This is a genomic window from Bacillus sp. (in: firmicutes), assembly GCF_031983925.1.
Taxonomy (GTDB): domain Bacteria; phylum Bacillota; class Bacilli; order Bacillales; family Bacillaceae_G; genus Bacillus_A; species Bacillus_A pacificus.
The window spans coordinates 56,290-72,915 of sequence record NZ_DALYZR010000012.1 but is presented as its reverse complement, the minus strand read 5'-3'; the positions used below and the strand labels follow the sequence as shown (position 1 = coordinate 72,915).

The following is a 16,626-nucleotide window of genomic DNA, read 5'->3' as shown; positions in this document are numbered from 1 at the left end:
GTTACAGGTTGGTTGTATCCAATCAAAAATAAAATCATCATGAATGGAGATGTTTCGTAATGGGTATGAAAAAAATAATTTTAGCAGGTGCTTTAGGAATCGCAGCATTATCAGGAACGAATGTACCAGGACTAGAAGTAACAAAAGCGAGTGCAGCTTCTATAGAATCTAATTTCTCAACATTAGAAGGACGAGTAGTAGAAGTAGATAACGGTGTAATTGTTGTTAAATCTAAGCAATACGAAGAACCTGTTAGTGTATATATAGATTCATTTTCAAATGTGAAAGTAGGAGATGAAGTAAAAGCTACTGGATCTATGATGCGTAATTTTACAGAATATATGGTTGCAACTGCAATTGAAAATACAACAAACAAGTTAGGTATGCACATGAAAGAAGATGGCTCACCTGATTATGTAATTGGGGAAGTATCAAAAGTAGGAACAGACGGTGCTACTAAATATGTCGTAGTGGAATATCCATCGCTAAACGGGAAGAAAGTTATTATTGATGTTTTCTTAACAAAGGGGCAAGTGTTTAAAGCGGGGGAGAAAGTAAAAATTGATATGAAGTATGTAGGCTGGGGCGGAAGTTCTATTAATTGGAACACAGTTGATCATATCGAAAAAGTTCATAAGGTAAAGAGCAACGTTGAAAATAATGATGATGTTTGGATTTGGTCTTAATTAGACGCCTGTAAATAATAAATGGATTATGCAGTACCTAGCAAATGGTCATACACATGACTATTTGCTAGGTGCTTTTTTGTTTTGTATTTTTTGAGAATAAGGGATTCCTAACTAGAATATGATGTTTAAATCGGAGCGAATTTAAAAAATACAATAATGAAAGAGGGGTTTACATATGGAGCGAGATGAGAATTATTTACGAGCTAAAAAAAGAGTGGAGAATTTAAAAGCGTTTTACATTCATTTAACGGTCTATATACTAGTGAACTTAATGCTTTTTTTCATAAATATAAGTTCTGATTCAAGTAAATTATGGTTTTTATATCCACTTGCAGGTTGGGGAATCGGAATTGTTATACACGCTTTGACAACTTTTCCAGTTGGCATATTCGGAAAAGAGTGGGAAGAACGAAAGATTAAAGAGTATATGGAGAAAGATAAGTAAATTTATGAATATAAACCTCTGTGAGCACACGCTTGATGCGAAGCCTATCCTATAGCTTCGCCTATTTGTTTTGTATTCGAAGTTTGTGCGATTGAGAGTGTTCCTATTCACTTTTCAGCGTAAATAGCATAAGAAATCAAAACTTTACTTGTAGTACATAATAAATACAGTTGTTACCCTTTTTAAATTACATGTAGATATAGGATAAAGTTGATGTATCATCCTATATGAAAATAAAAATAAACTACTGTTCGATTTGAATATTCCACGATATAATGGTGAGAGTTTATATCTGAAGAAATATTTGCATAAGAAGTGAGGTACTATATGAAAAAAAGAACGACAGACATTATTTTTATTATTATTGGTGCATTCCTTTTTGCTTTAGGTGTTAATTTATTTGTTATTCCGAACGAATTCGGTGAGGGTGGGGTAACAGGTATCACAATTATTACGTACTACTTATTTGAGTGGTCACCAGGTTTAGTCAATTTAATTTTAAATGCGATTTTGTTAATAGTTGGTTATAAATTTTTAAATAAGATTACAACAATTTATACGATTATTGCTGTAGTTACGAACTCGCTATTCCTTCATTTAACAGAAGGATGGACGATTGCTTCAGATGAAATGCTCGTAAATGCCATTTTCGGTGGAATATTTATCGGGTGCGGGATTGGTCTCATCATTCGCGTTGGTGGAACGACAGCAGGTACTACCATCTTAGCGAGGATGACACATAAGTACTTAGGTTGGAGCATTAGCTATGGTCTACTGTTCTTCGATTTAATCGTTGCGTTTTCATCTTATTTCATCATTGGTGCAGAAAAACTGATGCTGACAATTATTATGTTATATGTAGGAACGAAAGTAATGGAATTTGTAATTGAAGGGTTAAATCCAAAAAAGGCCATTACGATTATTTCAGATAAACCGGATGAAATTGCCGGGAAGGTAACTTCTTTAATGGGCAGAGGGGTTACCGTGTATTCAGGTCATGGCTATTACACGAAAACGCCGAAGGACATTCTTTATGTTGTTATTAATAAGCAAGAAGTAGTGAAGCTAAAGCGAATTGTTCAAACTACAGATCCGGCTGCGTTCATTGCTATACATGATGTTCGTGACGTATTTGGAGAAGGATTCGTTGATATTTCGAAGGCTTAAAAATTACTTTTCATTAAAATAATCTTAATACTAAAACGTGAGAATCTATTTTGAATCATCTGTTTTCAAAATAGATTCTTTTTTATTAAACACCATTCACTTTAAGTTCGAACTTTTACATTTTAAAGAAAACTGCCGATAGAACGTTCCAGTCTGTTCTTTAATTTTGAAATGTGAGAGTTGAATAACAATGGATTATATGTGATTTTTTAATCTACTCCCCATGAGTTCCGCCATTTGTTTTGCATCTGGATTTTCTTCATCGTACAATTTCTCAATAATGTTAATATAATCCGTCTCATTTCGATTTTGGCTTAATTTATATGCAGCCTGGATGTCTTCCACCTTAATTTTAAATCCAATTATACCTTTCAGTTCATTTTCTAAGAGAGTGGGGGAAAGTTTATCCCATAATACTGGATTTTCACGATGCTCTTCATATTTTTTCAGCATTGTTGTTAATTCATCTATTAATTCCTCTTTATCTAAAATACTTGCTTTACCATATATATGGACAGCTTGATAATTCCATGTTGGAACTTCTTCATTTTCATACCAAGAAGAAGAGATGTAAGAGTGTGGTCCCTGAAACATTACAAGAACATCCTCACAAGTTTCAAATGTTCTCCACTGGGGGTTCCCATAAGCCATATGTCCAGTAATAAAATAATCATCACCTTGTTTAGTTAACCCAAAAGGTAAATGAGTTGCGATTGGTTTCTCTTTTTTGGTTGTGACGATTGTTCCAAAAGAGTTTTTTTGAACAAACTCCCAAATTTCATCAACATTTGTGACTTTAAAATATTTTGGAATATACATAGTAGCCCACCTCTCAAAAAAGTTATATGAGTGTTTTAATCATTATAAGGTCAACTTGTTCGTCATCTCCCATATAAAAGGAGTGAGAGCCAGCTTGTACAAAACCTAACTTCTTATAAAAAGCAATAGCATTTTCATTTTTCTCCCATACGCCTAGCCAAATATTCTTTTTATTATTTGCTATTGCAATTTCCATAGCGTTATTTAGTAGATATTTGCCAAGACCATGTTTTTGAAAGGAGCTCTTTATATAAATTCTCTCGACTTCAAGTGATTCATCGCCCATTTCTTCAGACTGAGCATCATCAGTATTGATCTTCAGATACCCAGCAATTGCATCGTTGAAGTAGACAAAAAAGAATTGAGAAGAGATATTGGATAATTCTTTTTCTAATTGCTTTAAGTTAAATGCCTTTTCCAAATAATGATGCATATTTTCGGGTGAATTCTGATGTTTAAAAGTCTCATTAAATGTTTCATAACTAATTTCTTGAAGTTTGTGTATATCTTTAAGGGTGCACTTTTCTATATGTGTAGTCATTTGAATAGTTAGCTCCTTTATATAATCAATAATTTCTCTTATTTCCCTTTTTTACAAATTCCCAATCTTTTTCTATATTTTTTCTTACTCTTTGAAGAAGGTTAGAAATAGTTTCCGCTTCTGTTTCCGAAAATCCTTCTAATGCAACAGTATTGGAATAATCATTTTCTCTTTTAATAAAAGGATAGACGTTTTTTCCTTTTTCTGTTGGAAAAAGTTTTTTGATTTTTTTGTTAGATTCATCTTCTTTCTTTTCGATAAATCCATTGATTTCAAGCTTTTTGATGGCACGGGCTGCGGTTGTACGATCTACTTTTATCATCTCAGATAGCTTTTCTTGAATGATTCCTGGGTTTTCACATATTCGCACAAGGTACAAATACTGACCTTTTGTAAGCTCATATTCTTTAAATTCTATATTACTAATAGAATCTAATGCCCTTGCAATCATGCCAATTTCACGAAGAATTTCTTTCATAATGAACTCCTCATCTTTCTTTTTTATTGCAAATGCAACAATTTGAAGTTACATTTAATATAAAATATTTTTATTGTAAATGCAACAAAAATGACGATAAAGAGGCTGATTAAAATGAAGTATGTTTTTTATGTATTAGGAATTTTAATATTAACCCTTGGTATTTCTTTCACAATACAATCAGATCTTGGTACTTCACCTTTTGATGCACTTTTAGTAGGACTTTCTTTAAATGTGGGGCTTACTGTGGGAAGCTGGGAAATAATAATAGCTTTATTATTAATATGTTGTAATTCGATATTAAAAAGACAAAGACCAGAGGTACTAGGGTTGTTAACAGCATTCATAACGGGCATTGGTATTGATGTGTGGCTATTTTTATTACGCAATTTAATTACACCTGAAATATGGTACAGTAAAATGATTTATTTTGGAATCGGATTAGTTATTACAGGATTAGGAACTGCAATATATTTACAAACAAATTTTGCTCCCATTCCAATTGACCGATTAACATTAATCATACAAGAATTAACGAGAACGAATATCTTTATATCACGAACATTTATTTACCTTATATTCTTAATAATGGCAACGATTTTACATGGACCAGTTGGTGTTGGAACTATATTAACTGTTTGTTTAGGTGGGCTAATACTGAATTTATTTATGCCACTTACTAAAAAAGTAATAGATCACTTATTCGTACACCAGAGTACTTCATCAAATTATAAGAAAAATAAAACAGCTGACCACAATGATAAGAAACGTATCTTCTAAGGAATCCTTTTCTTTTTCTTGCAAAAAAACCAATTGTTTCTTAATGTAGTGATGTAGAAGGATGAACGAGAGAGGGTTTAATGAAGATGATACATATTTTATTAGCTGATGATGATAAGCATATTAGAGAGTTATTGCATTACCATTTACAAAAAGAGGGGTTTACAGTTTTTGAAGCGGAAGACGGAAAGGTAGCGCAAGAAGTACTAGAGAAGGAAAATATTCATCTTGCGATCGTGGACATTATGATGCCGTTCGTTGATGGCTATACGTTATGTGAAGAAATTCGGAAGTATCATGATATTCCTGTTATTTTATTAACAGCAAAGGATCAGTTAGTCGATAAAGAGAAAGGATTCATTTCTGGTACGGACGATTATATCGTAAAACCATTTGAACCAGCTGAAGTCATTTTCCGTATGAAAGCTTTATTACGCCGTTATCAAATGCTGAGCGCTGACATAATTACACTCCATGGAACGACAATTGATCGTAAAGGTGTTGAAGTGAAGTGTAACGGCCAGACGATTTTACTTCCGTTAAAGGAATTTGAATTATTATCACAACTAGCTAGTTATCCTGGGAGAACATTTTCAAGAGAAGAGTTAATTGAACTAGTATGGGGAATGGATTTTGAAGGGGATGAACGGACAGTTGATGTTCATGTGAAGCGACTAAGAGATCGTTTCTCAAAACGAACGGATGATTTTCAAATTACGACAGTGCGCGGACTCGGTTATAAGTTGGAGCTGAAATAAGATGAAATCACTATATTCTAGATTTGTATTTATGACAGTCGGTATTATGCTACTTAGTAGTATTATCGGCTTTTTATTAACAAACGTATATTATCAAGTGAAGTTAAAGCCATATAACAGCGAAAAGATTTTAAAGTATGCGGAAGAAGTTAAGTCATTATATGAAAAGCAAAGCGAAGAAAATCAAGAGGCGTACTTACAATCTATTGCGAAGTTAGGGTATGAAATTTATATTGTCGATGATCAAAAGAATGGAAAGCGTATCGGCAATGCGTTTCGTAAGACGTCTATTAGTGATGATACCGTTCATAAAGTATTGCAAGGTGAAACGTTTAATGGTGTTTCTACATATCCGACTCGCCTATTTATTACTGGTTTTTTCGATAATGAATTAATAAATAGTGTTGGTGTCCCGGTAAAACACGGTGATAAACAGTACGCTTTATTTATTCGTCCTGACATTCAGAACCAATTTGGCGAGATGCGAATTTTCTTAGCGGTATTACTTGGGTTTATCGTACTATTAAGTATTATCTTTATAGCGATTGCAGCAGGTTACATCGTTCGTCCGATTCGTAAATTTACGAAGGCTACGCAAAAAATTGCGAGTGGGGAATATGAAATTGAATTAGACGTAAAACGAAAAGATGAAATAGGAACGTTATCTACAAGCTTCCAAAAGATGACGAAAAGTATAAAAGAATTAGATGAAATGAGACAAGAATTTGTTTCGAACGTTTCACATGAATTCCAGTCGCCGCTTTCTTCTATACAAGGTTTTTCGAAAACGTTGCAAACAGAAAAGATGAGCATGGAAGAAAGAAATCATTACTTACAAATTATTGAAGGTGAAAGTAAGCGAATGTCTAGTTTATGTAAACAGTTACTTACGCTCGCTTCATTAGATAAAGAAGAGAAAGTGTTACAAATAAAAGAATTCAATTTGCAGAAGCAAATTAAAGACGTCATTTTTATGCTCGAATGGAAATGGCGTGAAAAAGATATCGCCGTTGAATTTGATGTGCCGGATATCGTCATAAAAGGTGATGAAAACCTTCTTCATCAAGTATGGAGTAACATTTTCACGAATAGCATTAAGTTTTCAAACGATGGTGGGACCATTGAGTTTTTTGTCGAAGAGTTAGAGTCTAGTGTTATTATTTCTATATCCGATAACGGAATCGGTATGGAACAAGAAGAAATGGATCGTATTTTTGATCGCTTTTACAAGGTGGATACAGCAAGGGCAAGAAATGTAGAAGGTAGCGGTTTAGGATTATCGATCGTGCAAAAGATTGTGGAACTGCATAACGGAAACGTTTCAGTTTATAGCACGAAAGGGGAAGGGACGACCGTTCGGGTGGAACTTCCTAAATAGATGGAAGAGGCTGTTTGGAAACGGCCTCTTCTTTTTGTATAAAATCGAAAAATCGCTGATATAATTCGAGTTGCGCCGATATATTGTGAAAATCGCCGATATAATTCGAGTTGCGCTGATATATTTGAAAAATCGCCGATATAAATTTCACGTACTCCCATTCCTATTATAAAGCCGCACCTTTCCCGCGCTCTTCCTTAAACTGCACCCCAAAAGTATCCGCTGTAATCTCATCAGCTTTCGGCAATGCTCGTAATTTCGGATGAAGTAACCATACGAGAGAAATGAAGAAAATCCCGATGCTAGCGAGCGCGAAAATGAGTTGGCTACTCAATACATTTGCGGTGTATCCGCCAATTAAAGAACCGAACGGCATCGCAATTGTGCCCATACTTCGCATGACAGAGTTGATGCGTCCAATATATTGATTTGGAATTACAATTTGACTAATTGTCGCAAATAATATGTTCGTGGCTCCAATCGGAATCCAAGCTAGGCCGAATAAGAAAATAGACAGCCATTGAAACGGTACAATTGTAGAGAGAAACCAAAAGATAGCGCCAGTTGCAAAGCTAATAATGGAGACGCGGCCAACGTTACGTTTGCCAACCCATGAACTGAATAGTGCTCCAATTAAACTGCCGGCGGATATAGCTGCTAAGAAGAAACCATATGATTTCACGCCGCCTAAAGAATCAGCGAAAGAAGGGAGTATTGCCATCGTCATACCGATTGAAAAATTGGCAACAACGGAACCAATTAAGAAAACGCCCATTAATGAACGGAAGACGATTGAAAACCCTTCTTTTAAATCAGAGAAATATTGTTTCGTTGAAAGTGAGGTGCCCGTTTCGGTTTGCTTTGGCATTTTTAATGAAAAGAACAAAAGGGCAGTAATCGCGAATGTGAAAGAGTCGATTACATATAAAGTGATCGCGCCAAATAGTGCTACTAATATGCCAGAAAGCGTCGTGCAAATTAAGTCAATGCCTTGATACGCAAATGAGAAGAGAGAATTTCCTTTTAATAATTGTGTTTTATGCAGTAGAAGTGGTAAAGCTTTCGATTGTGCGGGATAGGCGAATTGTTCGATAAAGGCTACGATGGGCATGATGATGAGTAGTAGTTGGACTGTTAATAGATCGAAGTAGTGTGTAATAGGAATGATTAATATAAGAATGCATTGCAAAACTTGTGTGATGACGAGGGTGTTTTTAATGGACCATCTATCAACGAATGGACCGGTAAGAAATTGAAGTGCAGAAGGTAATAACGTAAGAAAACCAGCTAATCCAGAATAAAAAGGATTACCACTTAATTTGTATACGAGCCACATCGCCGCTACATAATACAAACTATCTCCTATGTTTGTAAAAATTCTTCCTAAAAATAATAAGAGGAAATTCCGGTTTTTCAATATGTCCATTTAATCTACTCCTTTATAAGAAATTTATTCGGTAAAATAAATTTGACCGTTTATCCGACTTTAATGGGCAGTAAGACCCCCACCTCAAAATGTAGCGAAAGCAAAGAAGTTAGGTGGGGTCGGGCTGCCCATTAAAGTCCGATTGGTTCAACTAATAATCAGTGGGGGATAAAGAACCCCCCACTGATTAAAGTTTCACTTTATGTAAAAAAAATCGTATTACGATTTTTCTTCTTTTTTAATAAATTGCTGCATTGTTCTCTCAGCGATTTGAAGTGCAGTAGTAGAAATATAATAAGATTTACTATTTGGATCTTTATCCGCGTCTTTGGCAATTTCATTTAATTCAGCCATCAATTCATGAAATTTTTTCACCCATACTTGAAATTGTTCTGGCGTAGCATCAAATTCCCAGCAAGATGAAACATAATTCCAATCAGCAGGGTCTTCGCTTTCTTTTCGTAATGTAAAAGCTTCTTCTGGTGCAGCGAGAATATGGCTTTTCGTTCTTTCTGACATTTGTAAAAAGATTTGGCGGCCGGATTCGCTTACCATTTCTAAATGAGGTAATAGGTCTGCGGCAGGGGTGAATCCTCTAGCGACAGATTGATAAAACTTTTGAACGATGCCATTCTTTTCTTCTGTATATACAATTTCTATAAAACCATTCTTTTCTAATTCTTTTAAATGATAATGAATTTTAGCCCTTGGAATGCCGAATTTCTCAGATAGTAGTTGCCCTGTATAAGGACGTTCGCATAGACGCATCATCATTTCGACACGTAGTGGATCGCTCATTGCTTTTAGTTGGCTATAAGTAGTAAGTGTGAACATGGGCTTCAAAATGATCAACTCCTTAAATGAAATTACTCGGTCAAGATTATTTGACTGAATTGTATCAAGGATTTTGATTATTTTCAATACTTTCTGAAAATTAAATCTTACTCTCTGTAATCTTCTGTTCATATTCCGTTCATATTTCTTTTTTATGATAAGTGCATAGAAAGAAAGAGGAAGGAGCGAGCGAAATGTTTTTAGCTCTGCGTGAATTAAAACAATCAAAATTAAGATACGGATTAATCGGATTGATTATGGTGTTATTATCATTTTTAGTTCTTGTTATTTCAGGATTAGCAAATGGATTATCATATGATAATGCTTCATCGATTCAAAATATGGAGGCAAATAAGTTCGTTTTAGCAGATGATGCGGAAAATAAATTACTTCGTTCACAAATTAAGAAAGACGATGTAGATAACGTAGTAAATCAAGTAGGCGAGAAAGAGGCTGTTCCGTTTCGTGTGAAAGTTTCAACGTATGAAAAGAAAGGTAGTTCGAAAAAAGTGGATGTTGCGATTTTCTCAAGTGAACGTGATTCATTTTTAGAACCGAACATTGTAAAAGGTGAGAAATTAGGCACAGCAAACAACGAGATGGTTGCTGATGAATCCATTAAAGAAAAAGGAATCGATATTGGAGATACAATTATTGATCCTGTTTCAAAGAAGGAATTTACAATCGTTGGATTTACGAAAGATCAAATGTTTAGCCATACACCAGTCGTTTATGTAAATGAAGACGTATGGGGCGCTATTTCACAACCAAACCAAAAAGATTATAGTGCAATTGCACTTAATACAGATAAAGAGATTAAAAATGCACACGTAATTGACAAAAAAGAAGTGCTGCAAAGTATTCCAGGGTTTAAAGAAGAGCAAGGAACATTAACGATGATCATTGCGTTCTTACTTGTTATCGCTGCGTTATTAATCGGTGTATTCTTCTACGTTATTACACTACAAAAAACACAGCAATTAGGCGTATTAAAAGCAATTGGTACGAAGAACTCGTATTTAGCAAATAGTTTAGTCGTACAGGCGTTATTCTTATCAGTCGTTGCGATGGTAATTAGTATTGTTCTTGTACAGGGATTAGAACAAATTTTACCAGCAGGTATGCCGTTCTTATTAACAACACCGATGATTGCACAATATGCAGCAATCTTTATCGTTATTAGTATTTTAGGAACACTTATTTCGTTATATCAAGTATTAAAAGTTGATGCGCTAGAAGCAATTGGAGGCGGGATGTAATGACTTCATTATTAAAACTAGACAAAGTAAGTAAAGTGTACGGAGAAGGGAATACGGAAGTAACTGCCCTTCATCCGATATCGCTTGATGTAAAAGCTGGAGAATTTATCGGAATCGTCGGTCCTTCTGGATCAGGGAAAAGTACGTTATTATCAATCGCGGGTGCATTATTATCACCGTCAAAAGGGGATATTTACATTCGTGAGCAAAATATTACACAGTTATCCGAAAAGGAAATGACAGACATTCGTTTGAAAAAAATCGGTTTCATTTTCCAGTTCGCAAATCTTGTTCCATATTTAAATGTAAAAGAACAATTACTTTACATTGCGAAGTTAAAAAAAGAAAGTAAACAAGAATCAGAAAAGCGTGCGGATCATTTATTAGCGGCATTTGGATTAGAAGAAAGAAAAAATCATTATCCAAATCAACTATCTGGTGGGGAAAAACAAAGGGTAGCAATCGCTCGTGCATTCATGAACAACCCAGATTTAATATTAGCAGATGAGCCAACGGCAAGCTTAGACTCAAAACGCGCACGTGAAGTTGTTGAAATGATGAAACGTGAAGTGAAAGAGAGCCAAAAAGCAGCCATTATGATTACACATGATGAAAGAATGCTTGATGTATGTGATCGTATATTGACGCTAAGAGATGGAAAATTAATATAAAGAAAAGGGCCAACCGTACATGCGGTTGGCCTTTGTATAATTGTTTCTAATAAGTATAATGGCTTTATTTTGAGAATAACGTTTTAATTTTATTGCGAGTTACTAATAAAACGCCGCCTAATACAGATAACATACCTAAAGCCATATTATTTGATTGCTCACTACCAGCGTTAGGAAGTTCTCTAGCGTTATTGTTTGTGTTCGTAGTACCAGTCTTTGTTTCTGTTTGTTTTGATTGAGATACTTCATTAATTTTGTTATCTACATTTTGCTTCGTAGTATGTACCTCAGCTAATTTGTCCTCAATTTTTTTCTCAGTATGTTTAAAGTCGTTGATTTTAATATCTAAGTCTTGTTTTTTCTTTGTTAAATCGTCTGAAACAGTTTGTTTCGTTTGTTTCATTTCGTTAATTTTATTTAGTAAATCTTCTCTAGCTTTTTGTAATTCAGCTAGTTTATTTTTCACATCTTGTTTAGCTAGTTCTAAGTTAGCGGAAAGGCTATCTAAATTGCCTTTAATTTTCTTAAGTTCCTCTAACGTGTTACCAGTATTCGGCTTGTTTTCTTTTAGCTCAGCAAGTTTGTCCTCAGCAGTTTGTTTCGCTTTCTTTAACTCAGCTAATTTGTCATCTACTTGTTTTTTTACTTCTTTAAGTTCATTAACCTTTTGATCGATGTTCTCTTTATGTTGCTTCATTTCATTCACTTTTTCATCGACAGTTTGTTTATGTTCTTTAATCTCATTAACCTTATTATCGATATTTTGCTTATGCTCTTTCACTTCAGCAACTTTATCTTCTACTTGTTTTTTATGCTCTTTTATTTCAGCGATTTTATCTTCGGCGATTTGCTTGTCTTGCTGAAGTTTTGCATCTAATTCTTGTTTATGTTGTTTAATCTCGTTAATTTTTTCATCGGCAACTTGTTTGCGTTCATGTAGTTCATTAACCTTCGTATCAACATTTTCCTTAACTTTGTTAAGTTCATTTAATGTTTGATCCACGTTTTCTTTGTGTTGCTGCAATTTCGCATCTAACTCTTGTTTATGTTGCTTAATTTCAGCTAATCGATCTCCCGTACTTTGCTGAGGAGTAGCATCAGTTACTTCCGCATGAGCAGAGTTTGCGCCAGCAATCATTGCTAAAGCTAGTGTAGACGCAGCGATTGTTTGTTTTGTTTTCATATTTTTGTACCTCTTTTCTTTCATATGCATGAACTGTTTTGTGTAAAAATGAGCATATAGAAGTAGATTATCTTATCATTATATACTATGTTAGGCGCTTAGAGGAAGGATTTGCATAATAATCTATGATTATGTAATTTTTATAATCTTTTATTTTTGGGTAGGGGACAAATCTTTAGCTAGATGAACAATTTCTTCAATAGTAAAGTTTACATCTTTATTATTGCGGATAACAAACAAATAATCAGCCTCGTTTTCTATAGGATCTACAACATCTTCGTGAAGTGACTCGGCCTGTTGGCGATTCAGAACTTCTTTGAAACTAGAATAACTACCTCTAAAAATATTCGTACTTCGTGTGCTTCGAGCCACTCTTTCGTAAAGTACATCATCTGGAATTTCAAAGTGAACGAGTATGCGTACATATTCATTTTGTGGAAATAATTCGTTTAGTAAATATAACCTTCCATTTTTACTGCGATTGGAATTACTAATAATAAGGTGTAAATTTGTATGTTCTTTCGCATAATCAACAATGAATTTAGAAAGACCGTGCTTAAATGTATTAGCGCCTTCAGCTGGTTGTAATTTTTCATAATGTTTATTAATAAATTCAGCTTGGTTATCTTGATCCATAACGAAAGAGTGGGGTAACTCTTTTTCTAAAGCTTTTGCAAATGTAGTTTTTCCGCTGTGCGTTTTTCCTACTGTAATAATGACGAATCGTTTCATATTGACCTCCATGTGTATTGTTATAATTTGGGTATTCGGTGTAAATTGACAATTTTCCTGCTAGAGAATATACAAAGTGCCAGAGTGATAGTAGGCTGGAAACTTGACAAAAAAACTTATTTATGCTATAATTTACCAATATAAAAATAAAGTGTATAATAGGGTTCTCCTGGCCAGGGGAACCCTATTTTTATTGTCAAAATGAAGGAGTGTATGTGCGTGAAAAAAGGTGAATCAAGTATAACGTCGCTAGTATCAGCTTTCGGAAGAGCATATCATAGTGAATTTGATAGTCCGAAAATATTTGATGATTATGTAGCTAAAGAGTTCATATCGCCAAAAGAACGAAGCGATATTGAAACGAACATGGTTCAAGGAATCCATTTTTTCAATACAGACATTGCAGAGCAGTTTCAAGACAATCCGAAAGAAATATTAAAATGGATTACGCAAGTTCAATTATCACCAACACCTTTAGCGCGTGCGGCATATTGTGAAAGAGTGTTATTACATGAAATTACATTAGGTGCAAAACAATATGTCATACTCGGTGCAGGCTTAGATACGTTCAGTTTTAGACACCGAGAATTAGAAAATAAAATAGAAATATTTGAAGTGGATCATCCTTCTACGCAGCAGTTTAAGAAGGAAAGAATAAAAGAAGCAGAACTTGAAGTTCCAAATAATCTTCATTTTGTTTCGATGGATTTCACGAAAGGATTTTCCTATGAACAGTTACGGAATGAAGGATTTGAACATAAAAAAACGTTCTTTAGTCTGTTAGGTGTTTCGTACTATTTAACGAAAGAGGAACTTGCTAGTTTAATAGAATGTTTATTCGAGATGGTTCCGGAAGGGAGCTCTATCGTTTTTGATTATCCAGATGAAAACTTATTTACGGAAAAAGGGTTGTCTAATCGAGTTGAAAACATGGTGAAAATGGCTGCAGTAGGCGGAGAACCGATGAAATCATGTTATTCTTACGCCGAAATGGAAGCACTGTTAGAGAAGGCGGGCTTACTCATTTATGAGCATTTATCACCAGAAGATATAAATGCATTCTATTTTGAAGGACGAAACGATTATTTAAAAGCTTTCGAGACGGTGCATTATGTGCATGCGGTGAAGAAGTAGGAATTAGTAGGCATGGGGAGGAATCTCTGTGTCTTTTTTTGTGGAAGAACAAGTGGGAAATATTAACTAGGAAGGGAAATTCGATAATGTAAAGAATATGAAGTATGAATGTAACAAATTAAGTAGTGAAGCAAAGGTTATCGAAATTAGCAGATGTATTAGTCAACCATTCTACGAAAGTGCGACCTGGTGATCAAGTGTTGATCCAAAGTGTTACAGAGATAGCCCCCGCAGTCGTTCGTGAAATTATTAAGTCAGTGGAAAAAGCAAGTGGATATGCGCATGTATCAATGCGCGACGTGTCTGTTACGAGGTAATTAATTTTGTCAGGATCTGAAGAACAATTTAAGTTATTAGCAGATTGGGAATGTTACCGATTAAGTAAGATGCAAGTGTATATTAATCTTCGTAGTCCTAGAAATGCATATGAATTAGCGGATGTACCGGCAGAAAAAATGAAGTTATATCAAACGATATTTGGAAAAGCTCATAGTGAAGCAGTGTATAAAACGAGATGGGTGACAACTCGTTTTCCGAATGCGGCTTCTGCACAAGAAGCAAATATGAGCACGGAGGCTTATGCAAATGATACAGAGCGAATGAACCGAATTCTTGATACGGATGAGGGAGCAAGATATATTGGAGAGTTCGCGCTAGCTTTTAACCCCTACATACTACATCCGATGAATAATACGTTATTTGATGAAAAAATAAATGGTAGTTTTCATCTAGCGATTGGAGATTCATTGCAAGGTGCAGACAACGGAAATAATTCAGCGATACATTGGGACTTAGTAAACATTCAAAGACCAGAGTATGGTGGGGTGAAATTTGGTTTGATGATGTATTGATTAGGAAAGATGGGGATTTTGTTTTGCCAGAGTTATTTGGATTAAATGAAGAAAAGTTAAAGAGATAAACTGAAAACCAACAAATCCTCTTAAAAAACACTTAACTTTTAACTCCATCTATCTTTACAATCTCTCCCTATAATGTGAATTGGACAAGCACCTAAGAGAAGGCAGAACATGTCAGTTTGTACATTCTATTATTAGGGGGAGAATTTGTATGAAAAAGACAGTTGCTTCGTTAGCAGTTATGGCGGCATTATTACCGACATTTTCAGCATATGCGGAAGGGAAAGAGCAAGTTCGAAAATCAGCTACAACTTTTAACGTTATTAGTGACATTCAAGGGGATTTAGGAGACTTTGATCACGTGTTAAAAGATATGAACAAAGTGACGCCACTTTCTAGAGCGCTTATTATGAATGGGGATATAACGCCAACTGGACAACAGTCACAATATGATGATGTGAAGCGTGTGTTAAACAAAAATAAGCATCCCGAAAATGTATGGTCAACTGTTGGGAATCATGAGTTTTACGCTGGAAAATGGACAGCTGATGGGAAGTTATCTCAAAGTACATGGCCAAATGGTGTAACTGAGGAAACTTTATTTAACCGCTATCTGAAATTTAGCGGACAAGAAAAGGTATATCATAAAAAAGAATTAGATGGTTATCCGCTTTTATTTTTAGGAACGGAAAAATATATGAAATACCACGATTCAAAAATGTGGGATGAAGTATATATGAGTGATGAACAATTAGGTTGGTTAAAACAAAATTTAGAAGAATATAGTCAAAAAGATAAAAACAAGCCGATTTTCATTTTTTCTCATCACGTTTTACCTGATACTGTGTCTGGATCAAGACAGTCACCATATTTAAATGACTATTTAAACGTGGATAAATTGTACGATATATTAAAAGATTACCCGCAAGTTGTTTTCTTCACGAGCCACACGCACTGGGATTTAAATTTACCGGATTGGGCTGGTAAAAAGAAAATTGCAGGCGGAGATGAAAAAGGATTTACAGTTGTAAATACGGGTGGTATTGAAACGGGTTGGATGTCGGCTGGACCAAATGGAGGAGAGAAGACTGCTCCTGATGGCTCTTCATTCAAACAAGGGTTGCAAGTGAAAGCATATGGCAGCGATGTAATGGTGACAGCTTACGATTACAAACGTGATAAGGAAATAAAGAAATTGTTAATTAGTGATTCGAAAGTTGCACAAATGGCACCCAATGTAACCGCTGATGATAATAAAAACGTAATCGTCGGTGCAACAGAATACATGGAGTACGCTGTAGAAGGAGCGGACGAGTGGCATACTTATAATCCAGGAAACCCACCCAAATTTGACGGGGACAAAATCGTATACGTACGCCATAAAGGCGAAATGAATTTAGAACCAGGATTAACACAGCTACTTCGTTTTTCGGCAAATAAATGATTGGAAGAGGGCCTACTTTTTATCGAGTGGG

General features: G+C 34.9%; 17 protein-coding genes and 1 pseudogene. 11 read left to right on the top strand and 7 right to left on the bottom strand.

All coding sequences use genetic code 11. The features are described from left to right. Positions 1–59: 59 nt before the first annotated feature. The 3 genes from RTP99_RS23675 (at position 60) to RTP99_RS23665 (ending at position 2,301) form a co-directional block, all read left to right on the top strand. A complete protein-coding gene (locus RTP99_RS23675) occupies positions 60–686 on the top strand; it encodes a F0F1 ATP synthase subunit alpha (protein WP_000525498.1) in 627 nt (208 codons plus the stop codon). A gap of 178 nt (positions 687–864) precedes the next feature. Beyond that, positions 865–1,134, top strand: coding sequence for a 2TM domain-containing protein (locus tag RTP99_RS23670; RefSeq protein ID WP_000438993.1), 270 nt, complete (start codon positions 865–867; stop codon positions 1,132–1,134). Positions 1,135–1,461: 327 nt separating this feature from the next. Beyond that, the gene (locus tag RTP99_RS23665; RefSeq protein ID WP_000747495.1) at positions 1,462–2,301 is read left to right on the top strand and encodes a YitT family protein; all 840 of its coding nucleotides are present in this window, start codon (positions 1,462–1,464) and stop codon (positions 2,299–2,301) included. Positions 2,302–2,496: 195 nt separating this feature from the next. On the opposite strand, the gene paiB is transcribed toward RTP99_RS23665, so the two are convergent. Genes paiB through RTP99_RS23650 form a run of 3 tightly spaced genes read right to left on the bottom strand, consistent with a single transcriptional unit; the run spans position 2,497 to position 4,139 of the window. Further along, positions 2,497–3,120 carry a protease synthase/sporulation negative transcriptional regulator PaiB gene (gene paiB, locus RTP99_RS23660; RefSeq protein ID WP_000275832.1) on the bottom strand — a complete coding sequence of 208 codons (624 nt, stop codon included), beginning with the start codon at positions 3,118–3,120 and terminating at the stop codon, positions 2,497–2,499. A gap of 22 nt (positions 3,121–3,142) precedes the next feature. Next, positions 3,143–3,661 carry a spermidine/spermine N(1)-acetyltransferase gene (gene paiA / locus RTP99_RS23655; protein WP_000207059.1) on the bottom strand — a complete coding sequence of 173 codons (519 nt, stop codon included), beginning with the start codon at positions 3,659–3,661 and terminating at the stop codon, positions 3,143–3,145. A gap of 25 nt (positions 3,662–3,686) precedes the next feature. Continuing rightward, the gene (locus tag RTP99_RS23650; RefSeq protein ID WP_000658986.1) at positions 3,687–4,139 is read right to left on the bottom strand and encodes a MarR family winged helix-turn-helix transcriptional regulator; all 453 of its coding nucleotides are present in this window, start codon (positions 4,137–4,139) and stop codon (positions 3,687–3,689) included. Between the two features lie 114 nt (positions 4,140–4,253). Between RTP99_RS23650 and RTP99_RS23645 the strand changes: the two genes are divergently transcribed. From RTP99_RS23645 to RTP99_RS23635, 3 genes are all read left to right on the top strand, one after another. Beyond that, positions 4,254–4,919 carry a YczE/YyaS/YitT family protein gene (locus RTP99_RS23645; protein WP_000878283.1) on the top strand — a complete coding sequence of 222 codons (666 nt, stop codon included), beginning with the start codon at positions 4,254–4,256 and terminating at the stop codon, positions 4,917–4,919. 80 nt (positions 4,920–4,999) lie between these two features. After that, positions 5,000–5,677, top strand: a complete 678-nt coding sequence (locus RTP99_RS23640; RefSeq protein WP_000781974.1) for a response regulator transcription factor — start codon at positions 5,000–5,002, stop codon at positions 5,675–5,677. Between the two features lies 1 nt (position 5,678). Then, complete coding sequence (locus RTP99_RS23635; protein ID WP_000839497.1) at positions 5,679–7,055, top strand: sensor histidine kinase; 1,377 nt, start codon at positions 5,679–5,681, stop codon at positions 7,053–7,055. A gap of 166 nt (positions 7,056–7,221) precedes the next feature. On the opposite strand, the gene RTP99_RS23630 is transcribed toward RTP99_RS23635, so the two are convergent. Continuing rightward, entirely contained in the window at positions 7,222–8,481 is a 1,260-nt protein-coding gene (locus tag RTP99_RS23630) for an MFS transporter (protein ID WP_000353367.1), read from the bottom strand. A 219-nt stretch (positions 8,482–8,700) separates the two neighbouring features. Further along, the gene (locus RTP99_RS23625; RefSeq protein ID WP_000803745.1) at positions 8,701–9,324 is read right to left on the bottom strand and encodes an ArsR/SmtB family transcription factor; all 624 of its coding nucleotides are present in this window, start codon (positions 9,322–9,324) and stop codon (positions 8,701–8,703) included. 185 nt (positions 9,325–9,509) lie between these two features. Here RTP99_RS23625 and RTP99_RS23620 point away from each other — a divergent pair, with 185 nt between their 5' ends. Together RTP99_RS23620 and RTP99_RS23615 are read left to right on the top strand one after the other, a co-directional pair. Further along, the gene (locus tag RTP99_RS23620; protein WP_000477768.1) at positions 9,510–10,574 is read left to right on the top strand and encodes an ABC transporter permease; all 1,065 of its coding nucleotides are present in this window, start codon (positions 9,510–9,512) and stop codon (positions 10,572–10,574) included. Beyond that, positions 10,574–11,245 (top strand): ABC transporter ATP-binding protein, encoded by a 672-nt coding sequence (locus RTP99_RS23615; RefSeq protein WP_000202591.1) that lies wholly within the window; start codon positions 10,574–10,576, stop codon positions 11,243–11,245. The genes RTP99_RS23620 and RTP99_RS23615 overlap by 1 nt, the downstream gene beginning before the upstream one ends. 64 nt (positions 11,246–11,309) lie before the next feature. Here the strand turns inward: RTP99_RS23615 and RTP99_RS23610 are convergent, their stop codons facing one another. Together RTP99_RS23610 and RTP99_RS23605 are read right to left on the bottom strand one after the other, a co-directional pair. Next, entirely contained in the window at positions 11,310–12,428 is a 1,119-nt protein-coding gene (locus tag RTP99_RS23610) for an LPXTG cell wall anchor domain-containing protein (protein ID WP_000851020.1), read from the bottom strand. A gap of 150 nt (positions 12,429–12,578) precedes the next feature. Continuing rightward, the gene (locus tag RTP99_RS23605; protein WP_116733362.1) at positions 12,579–13,172 is read right to left on the bottom strand and encodes an ATP-binding protein; all 594 of its coding nucleotides are present in this window, start codon (positions 13,170–13,172) and stop codon (positions 12,579–12,581) included. 201 nt (positions 13,173–13,373) lie between these two features. On the opposite strand from RTP99_RS23605, the gene RTP99_RS23600 reads away from it, so the two are divergent. From RTP99_RS23600 to RTP99_RS23590, 3 genes and pseudogenes are all read left to right on the top strand, one after another. Continuing rightward, on the top strand, positions 13,374–14,294 hold the full coding sequence (locus RTP99_RS23600) for a class I SAM-dependent methyltransferase (RefSeq protein WP_011040504.1): 921 nt from the start codon (positions 13,374–13,376) through the stop codon (positions 14,292–14,294). A 125-nt stretch (positions 14,295–14,419) separates the two neighbouring features. Continuing rightward, positions 14,420–15,213: pseudogene (locus RTP99_RS23595) on the top strand (aminopeptidase). Between the two features lie 149 nt (positions 15,214–15,362). Next, positions 15,363–16,595: a DUF4073 domain-containing protein gene (locus tag RTP99_RS23590; RefSeq protein ID WP_000754284.1), complete on the top strand. Its 1,233-nt coding sequence runs from the start codon at positions 15,363–15,365 to the stop codon at positions 16,593–16,595. Positions 16,596–16,626: the final 31 nt, after the last annotated feature.